Genomic DNA, 15,767 nt, shown 5'->3' with positions numbered 1-15,767 from the left:
TAAGACGATACCCCCACTCCAAGCGAAACGAAACCGTTCCGTTTCGCTCGAGGGGGTGGCATGGATCACCTGTACGAGTTGCCATGGCCCCCCTGCGCGGAAAGCATTGGGGGGTGAGTCACGACGTCGCGTACCTCCGGTTCCCGCACCTGCACGACGACCTTCTCTGCTTCACCACCGAGGACGACCTCTGGGTCGCCCCGCTGGTCCCCGACGGGCGGACGCCCGGGCGCGCCTGGCGCATCACCGTCGACCGGACCCGGGTCGGCCACCCGCGCTTCTCCCCCGACGGCAAGCACATCGCCTTCACCAGCTGGCGCAGCCTCGATCCCGAGATCCACCTCGCCCCCGTCGACGGCGGCCCCGCCCGGCAGCTCAGCTACTGGGGCGCCCTCGACACCCGCGTCTGCGGCTGGACCCCGCCCGACGAGGACGGCCGCAGCGACATCCTGGCCGTGTCCTCGCACAGCCAGCCCTTCTCCTACTTCGCCTGGGCCTACACCCTCCCGACCGACGGCAGCCCCGGCGGCCGCCTGCCCTGGGGGCCCGTCTCCGACATCCAGGTGCGCTGCACCGAGGAGGGCGAGCGGCACTCCCTGCTGCTCACCGGCAAGCCCCCGCACGAACCCGCCGCCTGGAAGCGCTACCGCGGCGGCGCCACCGGCCGGCTGTGGCTGCACGGGCAGCGGCTGCTGGAGGACATCGAGGGGCACCTCGACTCCCCGATGTTCGTGGCCGGCCGGATCGCCTTCCTCTCCGACCACGAGGGCATCGGCAACCTGTACTCCTGCCTGCCCGACGGCACCGATCTGCGCCGCCACACCGATCACGAGGAGTTCTACGCCCGGCACGCCTCCAGCGACGGCTCCCGCATCGTCTACCAGTGCGCCGGCGACCTGTGGCTCGTCGAGTCCCTGGACCCGGACGCCGTCCCGCGCAGGCTCGACGTCCGCCTCGCCGGCCCGCGCGCGGGCCGCCGCCCCTACCAGGTGCCCGCCGCCAGCCACGTCGACTCGCTCTCCGTGGACACCACCGGGCGCGCCAGCGCCGTCGTGGTGCGCGGCAGCCTCTACTGGCTGACCCACCGCGACGGCCCGGCCCGGACGATCGCCGACACCCCGGGCGTACGGGTGCGGCTGCCGGAGATGCTCGGCAGCGGCGGGCAGGTCGCCTACATCACCGACGCCGAGGGCGAGGACGCGATCGAGATCGCCTACCTGCCGCGGGCCTCCGGCGAGCGCGAGCCGCGCCGGCTGGCCTCCGGCCAGTTGGGGCGGGTCACCGAACTGCTCGCGGACCCGGACGGCGAGCGGCTCGCCATCGCCTCCAACGACGGCCGGCTGCTGCTCATCGATGCCACCGAGGAGTCCAACGGCGAGGTCACCGAGCTGATCGCCTCCATCAACGGCCCCGTCACCGACCTGGCCTTCTCCCCCGACGGAGCCTGGCTGACCTGGTCGCACCCGGGCATCGGCCGGTCACTGCGGCAGATCAAGATGGCCCGGATCTCCGGCCCCGGCGCCCGCGTCATCGTGGACGTCACCAACGGCCGCTTCGAGGACGAGAACCCGGTCTTCACCCGGGACGGGCGCTACCTCGCCTTCCTGTCGTGGCGCGGCTTCGACCCGGTCTACGACGTGCACACCGGCGACCTCTCCTTCCCGCTGGGCTGCCGCCCGTACCTGGTGCCGCTGTCCTCCGCGACCCCGTCCCCCTTCGCGCTCTCCGCCGAGGGACGACCGGCCGCCGGCGGCCTCGACCTGGCCGAGGGCGACTCGGGCGAGGGCGACGGAGCCGTCACCGTGGAGGTGGAGGGGCTGGAGAGCCGGGTCACGCCGTTCCCGGTGACCGCGTCCAAGTACTCGGCCCTGTACCCGGTGCACGGCGGCGGGCTGGTGTGGCTGCGCTGGCCGATCTCGGGCGCGCTCGGCGAGACCTTCGCCAACCCGGCCGACATCAGCGGCAAGCCGACGCTGGAGCACTTCGACCTCACCAAGGCCCGCAAGACCGAACTGGCCTCGGGGCTGGACTGGTTCGCGATCAGCGGCGACGGCACCCGGCTCGTCATCAATGACGACGGCGACCTGCGCGCGGTCCCGGCCACCGAGTCGGGCGACAGCGACTCGACCGTCTACCTGGACCTGCGGCGCATCCTGCACGAGGTGGACCCGGCGGCCGAGTGGCGCCAGGCCTACGAGGAGGCCGGGCGGATCACCCGCGCGTACTTCTGGGAGCCGAAGATGTGCGGCATCGACTGGGACGGGGTGCTCGCCCAGTACCGCCCCCTGGTCGAACGGGTCGCCTCGCCCGACGAGTTCGCCGACCTGCTGCGCGAGGTCCTCGGCGAACTCGGCACCTCGCACGCCTACGTCTCCCCCGCGCGCCGCAACGAGGGCCCCCCGCACTACCAGCGGGCGATCGGCCTGCTCGGCGCCAACCTCTTCCCCCGGGACGGGGAATGGGTGGTCAGCCGGATCCTGCCCGGCGAGTCCTCGGACTCCAAGGCCCGCTCCCCGCTGGCCGGCACCGGCATCCGGGAGGGCGCGGTGCTCACCCACGTCGACGGGCGGCCGGTGGACCCGGTCGCCGGGCCCTACCCGCTGCTCGCGGCGGCGGGCGGGACCACCGTGGAGCTGACCTTCCAGCCCGCGGCGGGCGAGGGCCGGGCCCGCCGGGTCGCCATCGTGCCGCTGATCGACGAGCGGCCGCTGCGCTACCAGGACTGGGTGTCCAAGCGGCGCGAGGCGGTCCGGGAGATCAGCGGCGGCCGGTGCGGCTACCTCCACATCCCCGACATGGGCGGCTCGGGCTGGGCGCAGTTCAACCGCGACCTGCGGATGGAGATGTCCCGGCCGGCGCTGATCGTGGACGTACGCGGCAACGCGGGCGGGCACATCAGCGAGCTGGTGGTCGAGAAGCTGACCCGTTCCATCCTCGGCTGGGACCTGACCCGCAACGCCCAGCCGGTCAGTTACGCCTCCAACGCGCCCCGCGGTCCGATCGTGGCGCTGGCCGACGAGGCGACCTCCTCGGACGGGGACATGATCACGGCGGCCTTCAAACTGCTGGGCCTGGGCCCGGTGGTGGGCCTGCGCACCTGGGGCGGGGTGGTCGGCATGACCGGCCGGCACACCCTCGGGGACGGCACGGTGATCACGGTGCCGATGAATGCCGCCTGGTTCCCGGAGTACGGCTGGTCGGTGGAGAACCACGGCGTGGAGCCGGACCTGGAGATCCAGCGCACTCCGCTCGACTGGGCGGAGGGCCGCCACGCCCAACTCGACGACGCCGTGCACCTGGCGCTGGAGCTGCTGGAACAGGACCCGGCCGCGGTGCCGCCCGGCTACACGGACGTACCGGACCGGCGCCGTCCGAAGCTGCCGCCGAGGCAGTGAGTTCCCATGCGGGAGGGGCGCGATCCCAGAACGACCGGGATCGCGCCCCTCGGCGCTGCGTACGGGTTCGGGCCATCAGGTCCGGTCGTCGAGCTCGTCCTGGATGTCGTCGAACGACCGCTGCGGCGAGTCCTTCGGCTGCGGAGCGCGCGCGGCCCGCTCGCCCTGCGCTCCCCTGCCGGGCTTCTGCGCCTGCCGCGCCTTCTCCTCGAGCTCCTGCGCCTTGTCCTGGAACTGGTCCTTGATACCCATGCTGTTCACTCCATGAGGGGTGTCGGGGGGTGGGGCCTCGACCAGACTTGCACGGGCGGACACAGCGCGCATTTCGATCAGTGACTCTGTGTGCGCTCCTTCTCGTCGGCGGCCCCGCCGGCCCCGACGAGCCCCTTGGACACCTGGCCCAGGCGCGGCTCGAAGTGCCTCATCTCGCGCTGCCCGACCGTGGCGATCATGCCGGGCAGATAGCCGCGCAGCCCCTGCATGCCGCGCAGCCACCACTGCGCGTACACGTGCGGCGAGCGCCGCTCGATGCCCGCGACGATCCGGTCGACGGCCGGCCCCAGCGGGTACGTACGGTTCGACGGCCACGGCAGCCGCTGCCGCAACTCCCGCATGACCTCGTCCTGGTCGGCCCCGCGCACCATGTCCGTGTCGGTCCAGGAGAGGTAACCGACCCCGACCTTCACCCCCTTGTGTGCGACCTCCGCGCGCAGGCAGTGCGCGAAGGCCTCGACCCCGGACTTGGAGGCGCAGTAGGCGGTCATCATCGGCGCCGGGGTGATCGCGGCGAGCGAGGCGATCTGGAGGAAGTAGCCGCGGCTCTCCATCAGTACGGGCAGGAAGGCGCGGGCGGTGACGGCCCCGCCGACCAGGTTGACCTCGATCACCCGGCGCCAGGCGTCCGGGTCCGAGTCGACGAACGGCCCGCCGGCGGCCACGCCCGCATTGGCGACGACGAGGTCCACCTTGCCGAAGCGCTGCTTGACCTCCTCGGCGACCCGGGCCATGGCCGCGTGATCGGTGACGTCGGCGTACCAGTGGTCGCTGTCGGTGTGCAGCCGCTCGGAGACCTCCTTGAGGGCCTCCGGCTCCAGACCGACGAGGGCGACCTTCGCCCCGCGGGCCGACAGCTTGCGCGCAAGCAGCTCGCCGACCCCCCGGGCGGCACCGGTGACGACGGCGACCTGGCCTTCCAGACTCCTGCGAGCGCTCACGGTGTCTTCTCCTTCTCGGTGGTGTCGAGCCCGGTTCCGGTGGTGTCGAGGTACAGCTCGGCCAGCTCGCGCAGGGCGCCGGTGACGGCCTCGGGTGCCTCGATGGGGGTCATGTGCCCCATGCCGGTGAGCTCGGTCAGGCCCACGCAGTTCGGCAGTGTGGCGGCCAGGGCGCGGGCGTGCACGATCGGGGTGAGCCGGTCGGCGGTGCCGCCGATGACGGCGGTGGGCACGGCGAGGCGGGCCACGTCCGCGTCGAGGTCCAGCCCGGCCAGCACCTGGGACCACGCGTGGCGCACCCCGGTGGGGCAGGCGTGGACGATACGGGCGCACGCCTCGACCTTGTCGGGCGCGGAACCGGGGCCCATGGTGGCGTACTTCAGGATCTTCCGGGCGACGGGCGTGACCGGCCCCAGGGGGGCGCGGGCGCCGAGGACCGCGCCGGTGACACGGGTCCGGGCGCGCCCGGCGCGCACCGGCAGCACCTGCGCCTCGTCGACCAGCCGGGAGCTGCCGGTGCTGCACAGCAGCGCGGCCGCGGCGTGCTCGGTGAACTCCGGCCGGGCCGCGGCCGCCATGATCGTCATGCCGCCCATGGAGTGCCCGGCGACGACCGCGCGCTCCCCCGGGGCGAGGGCGGCCTCCAGGACCGCCACCAGGTCGTCGGCGAGGGCGGTGGTGCTGTGCGTGCGGGCGGCGGGGCTGCGCCCGTGCCCGCGCTGGTCGTAGGCGACGACCCGGTGGGTGGCCGCCAGGGCCCGTATCTGCGCGGCCCAGAAGGCGGTGGAACAGGTCCAGCCGTGGGCCAGCACCACGGCCGGCGCGCCCTCCTCCCCGTGGACCTCGACGTGCAGCCGGGCCCCGTCGGCGGAGACGGCGACGAGCTCGCGCCGCGCGGCGGGCGGGGCGTAGGCGCCGGAGACGACGTGCGGCGGGCGCCTCACGCGACGCCCTCCGCCGCCTGGGCCCCGTCGGCGTTCGAGGTGCGGGAGGCGCGGGAGTCCGGGGGCGACGCCGCCGGCGACGGCGCCGCGGCGGCCGCGGAGCCCCCGCGGGAGCGACGCGGCTTCGGCTCGGCGGCGGCCGCGACGACAGCCGCGCCGACAGCCTGGGCGACAGCCGGGACCCGCTCGCGCTCCCGGGCGCGTACGACCTCGTACTCCGCCAGGTCGACGCTGCGCGTCTCGCGGCGGAACTCGCCCGTCGTACCGGGCCAGACGGTGGTGTTGCGGCCGTTCGCGTCCAGGTACCAGCTGGTGCAGCCGCCGGTGTTCCACACCGTCCGCTCCATCCGGGCCTGCACCTGCCGGTTCCACCGGTGCACGGCCGAGGGGCGCGCGGCGAGCGCGACCTTCCCGCCCAGCATGCCCAGCTGGCGCAGGTAGTCGGCCATGTAGTTCAGCTGCGACTCGATCATGAGGATCATCGAGCTGTTCCCGAGCCCCGTGTTCGGGCCGATGATCGTCATCCAGTTGGGGAAGCCGGCCGCGGTCGCCCCGCGCAGCGACTGCATCCCGTCCTTCCACTCCTCCGCGAGGGTCCTGCCCTCCGCGCCCACCACCCGGTCGGCGATCGGCATGTCCGTGACGTGGAAGCCCGTACCGAAGATGATCGCGTCGACCTCGGCCTCGGTCCCGTCGGCGGCGACCAGGACCGAGCCCCGGACCTCCTTCAGCCCGGAGGCGACCAGGTCCACGTCCGGCCGCGCCAGCGCCGGGTAGTACTCGCTGGAGAGCAGGATCCGCTTGCAGCCGATCCGGTAGGAGGGCGTCAGCCTGGCGCGCAGCTCCGGGTCCTTGATCGACCGGGCCATGTTGGCCTTGGCGAGCGCCTCGACGAGTCCGAGCTGGTTCGGCCGCTTGGTGAAGGCACTCACCTGGAGCTCCCGCAGGCCCCACAGCAGCCCCCGGCGCGCGGCCCGGGTGAAGGGCAGCTGCCGGTGCAGCCAGCGCTCCACCGCGGAGATCGCCCGGTCGGTGCGCGGCATCACCCACGGCGGGGTCCGCTGGAAGAGGGTCAGGCGCTCCACGTCGGGCGCGATGGCCGGCACGATCTGGATCGCGGAGGCTCCCGTACCGATCATGGCGACGCGCTTGCCGGTGAGGTCGTAGTCGTGGTCCCAGCGCGCGGAGTGGAAGACCTTGCCGGGGAACCCGGCGAGTCCCGGCACCTCGGGCAGCTTCGGCTCGGACAGCGGACCGGTCGCCGAGACCACCACGTCGGCGGTCAGCCCGCCCTGCGCGGTCTCGATCTCCCAGCGCAGCTCGTCCGCGTCCCAGCGCATCATCAGGACCTCGGAATCGAGCCGGATGTGCGGGCGCAGCCCGAAGGTGTCCGCGACGTGCTCCAGGTACGCCCGGATGGCGGGCTGCCCGGAGAAGGTCCGCGGCCAGTCCGGATTCGGCGCGAAGGAGAAGGAGTACAGGTGCGACGGGACGTCGCAGGCGCATCCCGGATAGCTGTTGTCCCGCCAGGTCCCCCCGACCGAGTCGGCGCGTTCGAGGACGACGAAGTCCGTGATCCCCTCGCGCCGCAGCCGCACGGCGGCCCCGAGTCCGCCGAATCCGGACCCGATCACCGCCACTCGTACGTGCTCGCGCCCCTCGCGCCCGCCCATGCCGCCCATGCCGCCCATGCCCGCCGCCTTCCGCTCATCCGCAGTCTCAGCCACGCAACGCCGCCACGCACACACCATCGAAACACTGCCAGCAATCACTGGCACAATCGGGAGGGTAGAGCAGCTCCGTACTCATGGGTAGGGGGCGGACCCGGAAAGTTACTGCCGGTACGCCATAGGGTGCGTCTGTGGCGAAGGAAGAGACGCAAGCGAAGACGGTGCGCGAGTACCGCACGGAGGAACTGGCCGAAGCGGCCGGCATCCCGGTCCGCACCCTGCGCTTCTACCGGGAGCGCAAACTGCTCCCACCGCCCCGCCGCGAGGGACGCATCGCCTGGTACGACGACCACCACCTGGCCCGGCTGCGCACCATCGCCGCCCTGCTGGAACGCGGTCACACCCTCGGCGGCATCGCCGAGCTCACCGCCGCCTTCGAGAACGGCCGCGACGTGAGCCAGCTCGGTGAGCTGCTCGGCATCGGCTGGTCCGAGGAGACCCCGGTCCGGCTCACCCCGGAGGCGCTCGCCGACTACTTCGAGGGCGAGGTCACCCCGGAGAACCTGGCGGCCTCCCTGGACCTCGGCTACCTCGCCGTCGACGGCGACGCGATCGTGCACGTCAGCCGCCGCCTGCTGGACGTCTCCTCGGCCCTGGTCCGCGAGGGCGTCCCCCTGGCGGCGGTCCTGGAGACCGGCCGCCGCGTCCGCGAGCACGCGGACGCGATGGCCCTGCTCTTCACCGAGCTCATATCGGCCCACATCTCACCGGACGCGCTCACCCGGCTGCGCCCGCTGGCGAAGAGCGTGGTCGAGGCCGAGCTGACGATGGCGATGGACCGCCTGCTGGCCTCCGGCACGGACTCCGGCACGGACTCCGGTCAGACGCCCAGCTCGTAGACGACGGTCACCGGCGCATGGTCGGACCAGCGCTCGGGGTGCGTCTCGGCCCGCTCCACGAAGGCCTTCACGGCCTTCGCCGCCAGCCCCGGGGTCGCCACCTGGAGGTCGATCCGCCAGCCGGCGTCGTTGTCGAAGGCCCGCCCGCGGTAGGACCACCAGGAGTACGGCCCCTCGGTGTCGGGGTGCAGCTCCCGCATCACGTCGACGTAGCCCGCCTCCGCGTACACCTTGCCGAGCCACTCCCGCTCCTCGGGGAGGAAGCCCGCGTTCTTGCGGTTCGTCTTCCAGTTCTTGAGGTCGGCCTCCTGGTGGCAGATGTTCCAGTCACCGCACACGACGACCTCGCGGCCGTCGGCGGCGGCCCGCTCCTTCAGCGCCGCCAGGTACGTCAGGAACTCCCCCATGAACCGGTACTTCTCGTCCTGCTTCTCCGTCCCCGCCTCGCCCGAGGGCAGGTAGAGGCTGGCCACGGTCACACCGGGCAGATCGATCTCCAGGTACCGCCCGCTGCCGTCGAACTCCGCACTGCCGAATCCGACCTGCACCCGCTCGGGCGCGCGCCGCGTGTAGAGCGCGACCCCGGCCCGCCCCTTGACGGCGGCCGGCGCGAAGACGGTGTGCCAGCCTTCGGGGGTCCGGACCTCCTCCGGAATCTGCCCCTCCTCGGCCCGCACCTCTTGCAGGCAGACCACATCGGCGTCGGATCCGCCGAGCCAGGCCCCGAAGCCCTTCTTGGCAGCGGCGCGGATCCCATTCACATTCACGGAGGTCACAGTGAGCATCCCAGCACCATAGCGGGATGGTTCCGTACGATATTCGAATGTCTCACCGGATAGACCTCCGCACCGTGCCGTACGACCACCCGGACGCGGTCAAACTCAACGACCAGGTCCAGCTGGAGTACCAGGAGCGGTACGACGGTGAGGGCGACGCCACCTTCCTGGACCCGGCGATGTTCGTCCCGCCGCAGGGCCGCTACCTGCTGGCCTACGACGCCACGGGCACCGCGGTGGCCAGCGGCGGCTGGCGCAGCCAGGACGAGAACGACGAGGGCTACGCGGACGGCGACGCGGAAGTCAAGCGCATGTACGTCGTCCCCGAGGCCCGCGGCCTGGGCCTGGCCCGCCGCATCCTGGCCACCCTGGAGGACGACGCCCGCGCGGCGGGCCGCCGGCGCATGGTCCTCGAAACCGGCGACCAGCAGCCGGAGGCGATAGCCCTCTACCTCTCCTCGGGCTACACCCTGTCGGCGAAGTTCGGCCACTACCGCCACCACGACTCCAGCCGCTGCATGACGAAGCCCCTTTGACCCGGCCCCCTCTCCAGCCCCGCCGGGCCCCATCCAGCCCCGCCGGCGTTTGAGGCGCGGGGGTCCGGGGGCAGCGCCCCCGGCGACGACCCGGGTCGGATCCAGTACCCGCACCCCCGTGGCGGGCCGGCCGACCGGGGCATCGCCGAGGGTCCGTCCCCGCGCCCCTGCTCCCCGTACGGGCTCCATCAGCGGCTGCGGCTCCCCGTATGTCCCCCTGTCGAGATCATGCGGCGCCGCGGGCCTGAAGTCAGCGGTGAGCAGGCAGGATGATCGTGCAATGCGAGATCCAGCAGGGTGGACATATGTGTAAGGGAACGGACATAGGCGAAACGGACCCGATCACGGAGGGCGAGGGCGAGGGCGAGGGCCGCGAGAGCGAGATCTGCCCCGAAGGACTCCAGTACTACGCGGACTCCCTCCAGGGCCGGCCCCCCGCCGGACCGTGCCCGCCGTGCCTGCTCGACCTGGGACTCGTACGGCGGCTGCCCGACGGCACCTTCGCCGCCATCCCGCCCCGGCTCGCGGCCGGCGCACGCACGGACCACCTGGAACAGGCCATCGAGGAGAAGCGCAAAGCCCTGGCGGCCGTCCGCACCTCGATCGCCCGCGCCCAGGAGGTCTACCTGGACAGCTACCACCAGGGGGACACGCACGCGGTCCGCACCGTGCACGGCGCCGGCACCATCAACGCGACGATCTCCGCGGCCGTCGGCTCCTGCCAGGAGGAACTGCTGACCGTCCAGCCGGACGGCCCGCGCCCGCAGGAGGTTCTCGACGCGGCGCTGGTGAACGACCTGGCCGCCCTGCACCGCGGTGTCCGGCAGCGGACGGTCTACCAGCACACCGTCCGCTCCCACCCGCCCACGCTCGCCTACGTGGAGCAGATCTCCCGGGCGGGCGGCGAGATCCGCACCCTGGACGAGGTCTTCGACCGGCTGATCGTCTGCGACCGCAGGATCGCCTTCGTCCCCGACCCGGGGGCACGGCGCAGCGAGCTGGCGCTGGCCATCGAGCATCCGGGGGTCGTCCGCTACCTGGTCGGCATCTTCGAGCACGCCTGGCAGCGGGCCGTACCGCTGCGGGACGTCTCCGGAGGACGGCTGCCGGCCGCGCTCACCGACGACGTCCGCCGCACGATCCTGCGGCACATGGTCAACGGCCACACCGACGAGGCGATCGCCGCCCGCGTCGGCATGAGCACGCGCAGCGTCTCCCACCACATGCGCTGGGCCGCCGACCTCTTCGGCAGCCGCAGCCGCGCACAGCTCGCGTACCTCATCGCCCGGAGCGGCTTCCTCGACGGCGGCCCCTCGACCGACGCCTGACGAAGCGGCTCGACGCAGCCCCCAGAACGCGGTGCGGTCAGGGCCGATCAGGTTCTTGCGGCCCCGACCGGGCGGCGGGCACCCTCTCCCGCGGCCGTCACCGGGGATGATGCGTGCGGCTCACGCGGAGAGGGACTGCCCCATGTGCACGCGCATCCTGTGGAACACCGGCGACCACGCGGTTCTCACCGGCCGGACGATGGACTGGCCGGAGTCGACGGAGCCGGTCCTGACCGTCCTGCCCCGGGGGCAGGAGCGGGACGGCGGCACGCTCGCGGGTGCCACCGTCGTCGGGGACAACCCCCTGCGGTGGACGAGCAGGTTCGCCAGCCTCGTGACGACCGTCTACGGCGCCGGAACGGCCGACGGCCTCAACGAGGCCGGTCTCGGCGCCCACATGCTGTACCTGGACAGCACCGACCCCGGCCCCCGCGACCCCGGCACGCCGGGCCTCCAGATCGCCCTGTGGATCCAGTACCTGCTGGACGGCGCCGCGACCGTGCGGGAGGCGCTGTTCCTGCTCGACGCCTGCCAGCTGGTGCCGGTCGAGATGCACGGCTTCCGGGCCACGGTGCACGTGGCGCTGGAGGACGCCTCGGGAGACTCCGCGATCATCGAGTACATCGCGGGCGAGCGCCGGGTCCACCACGACCGCAGCTACACGATCATGACGAACGAGCCCCCCTACGACGAACAGCTGCACCTGCTGCGGGAGCAGGTGCGCAGGGTCAAGGAGCTCGGCCACGACGGGCCCGGCAGCGAAGTCCCGCTGCCCGGGAACGTCAACGCGGTCGACCGCTTCCAGCGCGCCGCCTACTTCGGCGCCCTGCTGCCCGAGCCCGCGGACGACCGGCAGGCGGTCGCCGCCATCCTGGCGGTGACCCGCAACGCCTCGGTGCCCTTCGGCGCGCCGTACCGCGAGGGGCGCTTCCGGACCTACAACACCGAGTACCGCACCGTCTGCGACCTCACCAACAAGCGGTACTGCTTCGAACTGTCCACGAGCCCGAACCTCCTGTGGGCCGAACTCGACCGCTTCGACCTCTCCCCCGGCGCCCCGGCCATGACCCTGGACCCCGACGACATCGACCTCGCCGGCAACGTCTCGTCCCGCTTCACCCCGTCACCCGCACCGTTCTGACCCCACCCGGCTCAACGACCCCCGCCAACGCCGGTCTCCCTGGGCCACTCGTGCCGAGGATCGGCTGCTGCGCCCCGGCGGTCGGCGTCCAGCCATTCGTCGCTGTTCCACAGGACGGGCATCGCGCCCATGTACTCGATGCCGGGGAAGCGGGCCTTCGATGTGCTCGGCGCCGGCTTCGAGGCGGCGTCACGACGGTAGTCGTCCAGCAGTCGGAAGAACTCCTCGACCGGGGTGGAGTCCGCAGGCGTGGTGCGTTCGATCTCGGCGGCCCAGCTGAGGGAACTGGTCGCCCCGCGACGCTCGTGAAGCCATCGCGTGAATCCCTCTTCGGGCCAGAAGTCGAAGGGTTCGTCAATCGCGTGCACGCCCAGCGCGACGCGGTAGCCGACGAGGAGCGCCTCCAGATGACTGAGCGAGTGGCCCGGCAGCCACATGCCGGGCCGGAGGCGCACCTGCTCGAGGAAGTCGTACACGTCCGTGCAGTCCTGCCACTGCTTGGCGGTGATCTGCGGGCTGTCGTCGGTCGGCATGGCCCGAGCCTACGACGCGGGCGGGAGTTGTCCGCTCTGCCCGGGGAGTTGGATGTTCTGCCCCCGACCCACCCCGCAAACGCCGAGATCCCGCCCGGTCTTTCCACCGGGCGGGATCTCGTGACGTTCACGAGAGCTACTCGCGAACTGTCGTCTGTGGACCTGTGGGGATTTGAACCCCAGACCCCCTCGATGCGAACGAGGTGCGCTACCAGACTGCGCCACAGGCCCTTGCGACGTGTGAAACATTAGCATCCCCGCGCGGGTGCTCCAAAACCGATATCCCGGAGCGTCCGCGCAGGTCACCGATCACTCGTTCGCGGCGCGCGGGCGGTCCTCGCCCTCGTACTGGTCGAACAGCGGGGTGCGGCCCTTGCCCTGGCCGCGGGGGCGCGGGGTGGTCTGGGGCTTCGGGTCCGGCTTCGGGGGGCCGGGCTGGGCGCGCAGGCGGGGTTCCGTCGGTTCGGCCGTGCTGGAGCGGGTCGCGCTCCAGGCGTCCGGGGCCGCGGGACCCGTGGCGCGGGGGGCCACCGGGGCCGTCACGTACGTCGGCAGCGGGACCGGGACCGGCTCCCAGCTGTCACCGCGGGCGGGGCCGCGTTCGCGCTCGCGCTGCTGGTCCACCCACTCGGCGTGGTCGGTCTGCTCGACCAGCGCGCGCCGCCCGGCCTCCTGCGGGGACACCGGTGGCGCAGGGTCCGGTTCGCCGCCGGACGCCGCCTCGGGCTCACGGCGGCTGGGGCGGTTCTCCCGCAGCTGCCGCGCGGCCGCCTCGGCGCGACGCCGGTCCATCGTGAACTCGTAGCGCCGCCGCTCCTGTACCCGCAGGTGCACGATGTACGTGCTCAGCAGGAGGGCCGGCACGGCGGGCGCCCACAGGTAGCGCAGGCCGCCGACCGCGGCGACGACGGCGCCGAGGGTGAAGACGAGGAAGAGGAGCGCGGTCGTGCGCCGGCGGCGCGCGAGGACCTGGAGGCGCTGTTCGCGCCGGGCCCGCTCCGCGCGCTGCTCCCGTTCGGCGGTGGCCGGTCTCGGCTCCGCCCGGGTCGGGGGCACGACAAAGGCCCGGGCGTCGGCGTCGACGGAATCAACCTTCTCCGTCGCGGCGTCCGGGTCCGCGTGGGGCTGGGGCTCCGCCTGCTCGTCACCGCGCTCACGCAGCCCCTTGGCGTAACGGCGCTCCATTCCCGCCCGGCCGGAAAGCAGCCGAATGGCAGTGGAGAAGCGTTCCGTCGGACGGGCTTCGTTCAGCTCGTCCTGCCTCCGGAGCCACATGGGCACCAAGTAGGCGGCCCAGGCCCCGACAATGACTGCGTAGATGAGGCCGCTGCTGCTCACACCTCACACCGTAGAGGGGTGCAGCCGAGGGGATCGGCCAATTGGGCCGGTGTGTCGCGCGATCTCGCTGATATCACGGACTTTTTTTGTGATTCTTCGGATCAGGTTATGGGCGAATCGGTTACCCGAGGCCATTAATTCGAACAGATATTCGCTTATCGCTGCTCGGCACGGATCGGCCGTCCCCTATTTCGGCGGAGCCTTCGGCGGGGACTGCGCGTGCCGCGCCCGGTGCCAGCGGCGCAGCAGCCCCTCCGGAACCTCCTCCACCGTGACCGCGTAGACGAGGTGGTCGCGCCAGGCGCCGTCGATGTGCAGGTACCGCGGACGCAGCCCCTCCTCGCGCAGGCCCAGCTTCTCCACGACCCGCCGGCTCGGCAGGTTCTCGGGGCGGATGCACACCTCGATCCGGTGCAGGCCGACCTTCCCGAAGCAGTGGTCCACGGCCAGCGCGACCGCCGTCGGCATCACGCCGCGGCCCGCCACCTCGCGGTCCACCCAGTAGCCGATGTGGCCCGCGCACATCGAGCCCCAGGTGATCCCGGCGACCGTCAGCTGGCCCACCAGACGGCCCTGGTACTCGATGACGAAGGGCAGCATCCGGCCCGCGTTCGCCTCCGCCCGCAGATGGCGGACCATCTGGCGGTACGTGGGCCGCTGGATCACCGGCCCCCACGGTGCGGGCGGCGGGATCGTGGCCTCCCACGGCCGGAGCCAGTCGCGGTTGCGCCGGTTGACCTCGCGCCAGGCCTTCTGGTCCCGCAGCTTTATCGGCCGGAGCGTGACGTCGCCGTCCGCCAGGACCACCGGCCAGGTCGGGCCGTTCAGAGCGTGCTCCCGGAGGGCGCCGCCGGTCTGGGGTGGTCGCCGCCCCTGATCTGGTCGACCGCGTGCGGCAGGACGCGGGACAGGACGGCGAGGCCGTCGCGCACCCCGCCCGTCGAGCCGGGGAGGTTGACGATCAGGGTGTGCCCGGCCACGCCCGCGAGGCCCCGGGACAGGGCCGCGGTCGGCACCTTCGCCAGGCCCTCGGCACGGATGGCCTGCGGGATGCCCGGGATCTCGTAGTCCAGCACGCGCGCGGTGGCGTCCGGGGTGCGGTCGGTCGGCGAGATTCCGGTCCCGCCGGTGGTCAGGATGACGTCGTACCCGGCGGCCACGCCCTCGCGCAGCGCCTGCTCCACCGGGTCGCCGTCCGGGACGACCCGCGGGCCGTCCACCGTGAAGCCGAGCTGCTCCAGGGCCTGCGCGAGCAGGGGGCCGCCCTTGTCCGCGTACACGCCCTGCGAGGCCCGGTTCGAGGCCGTCACGACCAGGGCCCGGCCGAGCGGCTGAACGGGGGCCGCCGCCCCGGCAACAGCGTCATCGCCGGGGCCGGGCCTATGGCTGGAGCTGTCGCCGTGGCTGTCACCGTGGCCGGGGCCGTGGCTGTGGCTGTGCACCTCGCCGCCGCGCGGGGCGTTCACGAGCGTGCCCAGTCGCCGGACTTGCCGCCGGTCTTCTCCTCCACCCGGACGTCCGTGATGACGGCGCCCTTGTCGACCGCCTTCACCATGTCGATCACGGTGAGGCCGGCGACCGCGACGGCGGTCAGCGCCTCCATCTCGACGCCCGTGCGGTCGGTGGTCTTCACGGTGGCGAGGATCTCGACGGCGTCGTCGGCGACCCGCAGATCGACCGTGACGCCCGAGACCGCCAGCGGGTGGCACAGCGGGATCAGGTCGGGCGTCTTCTTCGCGCCCATGATCCCGGCGATCCGCGCGGTGGCGAGGGCGTCCCCCTTGGGCACACCCTCGCCGCGCAGCAGCTCGATCACCCGCGGCGCGACGAGTACGCGTCCGCTGGCCCGCGCCGTCCGGGTGGTGACGTCCTTCCCGGACACGTCGACCATCCGGGCCGCGCCGGCCTCGTCGATGTGGGTGAGCCTGCTCTCGGTACTCATTGCTGCGCCGCTCCGCTCTGGGCCCGCGAGGAGCCTGTGTGGTGCGACACA

At 72.7% G+C, this 15,767-nt stretch carries 15 protein-coding genes and 1 tRNA gene; 5 read left to right on the top strand and 11 right to left on the bottom strand.

Going from position 1 to position 15,767, the window contains the following annotated elements:
* The first annotated feature begins 113 nt into the window (after positions 1-113).
* The gene (locus B6R96_RS21135; RefSeq protein ID WP_081523241.1) at positions 114-3,395 is read left to right on the top strand and encodes a S41 family peptidase; all 3,282 of its coding nucleotides are present in this window, start codon (positions 114-116) and stop codon (positions 3,393-3,395) included.
* Between the two features lie 75 nt (positions 3,396-3,470).
* Here the strand turns inward: B6R96_RS21135 and B6R96_RS37725 are convergent, their stop codons facing one another.
* The 4 genes from B6R96_RS37725 to B6R96_RS21120 all read right to left on the bottom strand — a co-directional run bounded on the left by B6R96_RS37725 (position 3,471) and on the right by B6R96_RS21120 (position 7,226).
* On the bottom strand, positions 3,471-3,647 hold the full coding sequence (locus B6R96_RS37725) for a hypothetical protein (protein WP_203351640.1): 177 nt from the start codon (positions 3,645-3,647) through the stop codon (positions 3,471-3,473).
* Between the two features lie 77 nt (positions 3,648-3,724).
* A complete protein-coding gene (locus tag B6R96_RS21130) occupies positions 3,725-4,609 on the bottom strand; it encodes an SDR family oxidoreductase (protein WP_053701853.1) in 885 nt (294 codons plus the stop codon).
* Positions 4,606-5,553 carry an alpha/beta fold hydrolase gene (locus tag B6R96_RS21125; protein WP_081523240.1) on the bottom strand — a complete coding sequence of 316 codons (948 nt, stop codon included), beginning with the start codon at positions 5,551-5,553 and terminating at the stop codon, positions 4,606-4,608. The genes B6R96_RS21130 and B6R96_RS21125 overlap by 4 nt, the downstream gene beginning before the upstream one ends.
* Positions 5,550-7,226: a flavin-containing monooxygenase gene (locus tag B6R96_RS21120; protein WP_081525185.1), complete on the bottom strand. Its 1,677-nt coding sequence runs from the start codon at positions 7,224-7,226 to the stop codon at positions 5,550-5,552. Before B6R96_RS21120 ends, B6R96_RS21125 begins: the two co-directional genes overlap by 4 nt.
* Positions 7,227-7,414: 188 nt before the next feature.
* Here B6R96_RS21120 and B6R96_RS21115 point away from each other — a divergent pair, with 188 nt between their 5' ends.
* Positions 7,415-8,122: a MerR family transcriptional regulator gene (locus tag B6R96_RS21115; RefSeq protein WP_081523238.1), complete on the top strand. Its 708-nt coding sequence runs from the start codon at positions 7,415-7,417 to the stop codon at positions 8,120-8,122.
* On the opposite strand, the gene B6R96_RS21110 is transcribed toward B6R96_RS21115, so the two are convergent.
* A complete protein-coding gene (locus B6R96_RS21110) occupies positions 8,104-8,907 on the bottom strand; it encodes an exodeoxyribonuclease III (protein ID WP_081523237.1) in 804 nt (267 codons plus the stop codon). The genes B6R96_RS21115 and B6R96_RS21110 overlap by 19 nt on opposite strands.
* Positions 8,908-8,945: 38 nt before the next feature.
* Between B6R96_RS21110 and B6R96_RS21105 the strand changes: the two genes are divergently transcribed.
* From B6R96_RS21105 to B6R96_RS21095, 3 genes are all read left to right on the top strand, one after another.
* The gene (locus tag B6R96_RS21105) at positions 8,946-9,434 is read left to right on the top strand and encodes a GNAT family N-acetyltransferase (RefSeq protein ID WP_237291476.1); all 489 of its coding nucleotides are present in this window, start codon (positions 8,946-8,948) and stop codon (positions 9,432-9,434) included.
* Positions 9,435-9,739: 305 nt separating this feature from the next.
* Entirely contained in the window at positions 9,740-10,762 is a 1,023-nt protein-coding gene (locus B6R96_RS21100; RefSeq protein ID WP_107475557.1) for a LuxR C-terminal-related transcriptional regulator, read from the top strand.
* A 142-nt stretch (positions 10,763-10,904) separates the two neighbouring features.
* Complete coding sequence (locus B6R96_RS21095; protein ID WP_081523236.1) at positions 10,905-11,903, top strand: linear amide C-N hydrolase; 999 nt, start codon at positions 10,905-10,907, stop codon at positions 11,901-11,903.
* 11 nt (positions 11,904-11,914) lie between these two features.
* On the opposite strand, the gene B6R96_RS21090 is transcribed toward B6R96_RS21095, so the two are convergent.
* The 6 genes from B6R96_RS21090 to moaC form a co-directional block, all read right to left on the bottom strand.
* The gene (locus B6R96_RS21090) at positions 11,915-12,436 is read right to left on the bottom strand and encodes a hypothetical protein (protein WP_081523234.1); all 522 of its coding nucleotides are present in this window, start codon (positions 12,434-12,436) and stop codon (positions 11,915-11,917) included.
* Between the two features lie 157 nt (positions 12,437-12,593).
* A tRNA-Ala gene (locus B6R96_RS21085) sits at positions 12,594-12,667 on the bottom strand.
* A 78-nt stretch (positions 12,668-12,745) separates the two neighbouring features.
* Complete coding sequence (gene sepX / locus B6R96_RS21080) at positions 12,746-13,774, bottom strand: divisome protein SepX/GlpR (protein WP_030386233.1); 1,029 nt, start codon at positions 13,772-13,774, stop codon at positions 12,746-12,748.
* 186 nt (positions 13,775-13,960) lie between these two features.
* Positions 13,961-14,581, bottom strand: a complete 621-nt coding sequence (locus tag B6R96_RS21075; protein ID WP_030386234.1) for a GNAT family N-acetyltransferase — start codon at positions 14,579-14,581, stop codon at positions 13,961-13,963.
* Between the two features lie 17 nt (positions 14,582-14,598).
* Entirely contained in the window at positions 14,599-15,090 is a 492-nt protein-coding gene (locus B6R96_RS21070; protein ID WP_030386235.1) for a MogA/MoaB family molybdenum cofactor biosynthesis protein, read from the bottom strand.
* A gap of 146 nt (positions 15,091-15,236) precedes the next feature.
* On the bottom strand, positions 15,237-15,716 hold the full coding sequence (moaC, locus tag B6R96_RS21065) for a cyclic pyranopterin monophosphate synthase MoaC (RefSeq protein WP_081523233.1): 480 nt from the start codon (positions 15,714-15,716) through the stop codon (positions 15,237-15,239).
* Positions 15,717-15,767 lie beyond the last annotated feature (51 nt).

This window comes from Streptomyces sp. Sge12 (assembly GCF_002080455.1).
In the GTDB taxonomy this organism is placed as follows: Bacteria; Actinomycetota; Actinomycetes; order Streptomycetales; family Streptomycetaceae; genus Streptomyces.
Note: the sequence above shows the minus strand (reverse complement) of the source record. Positions and strands in the feature narration are given on the sequence as shown.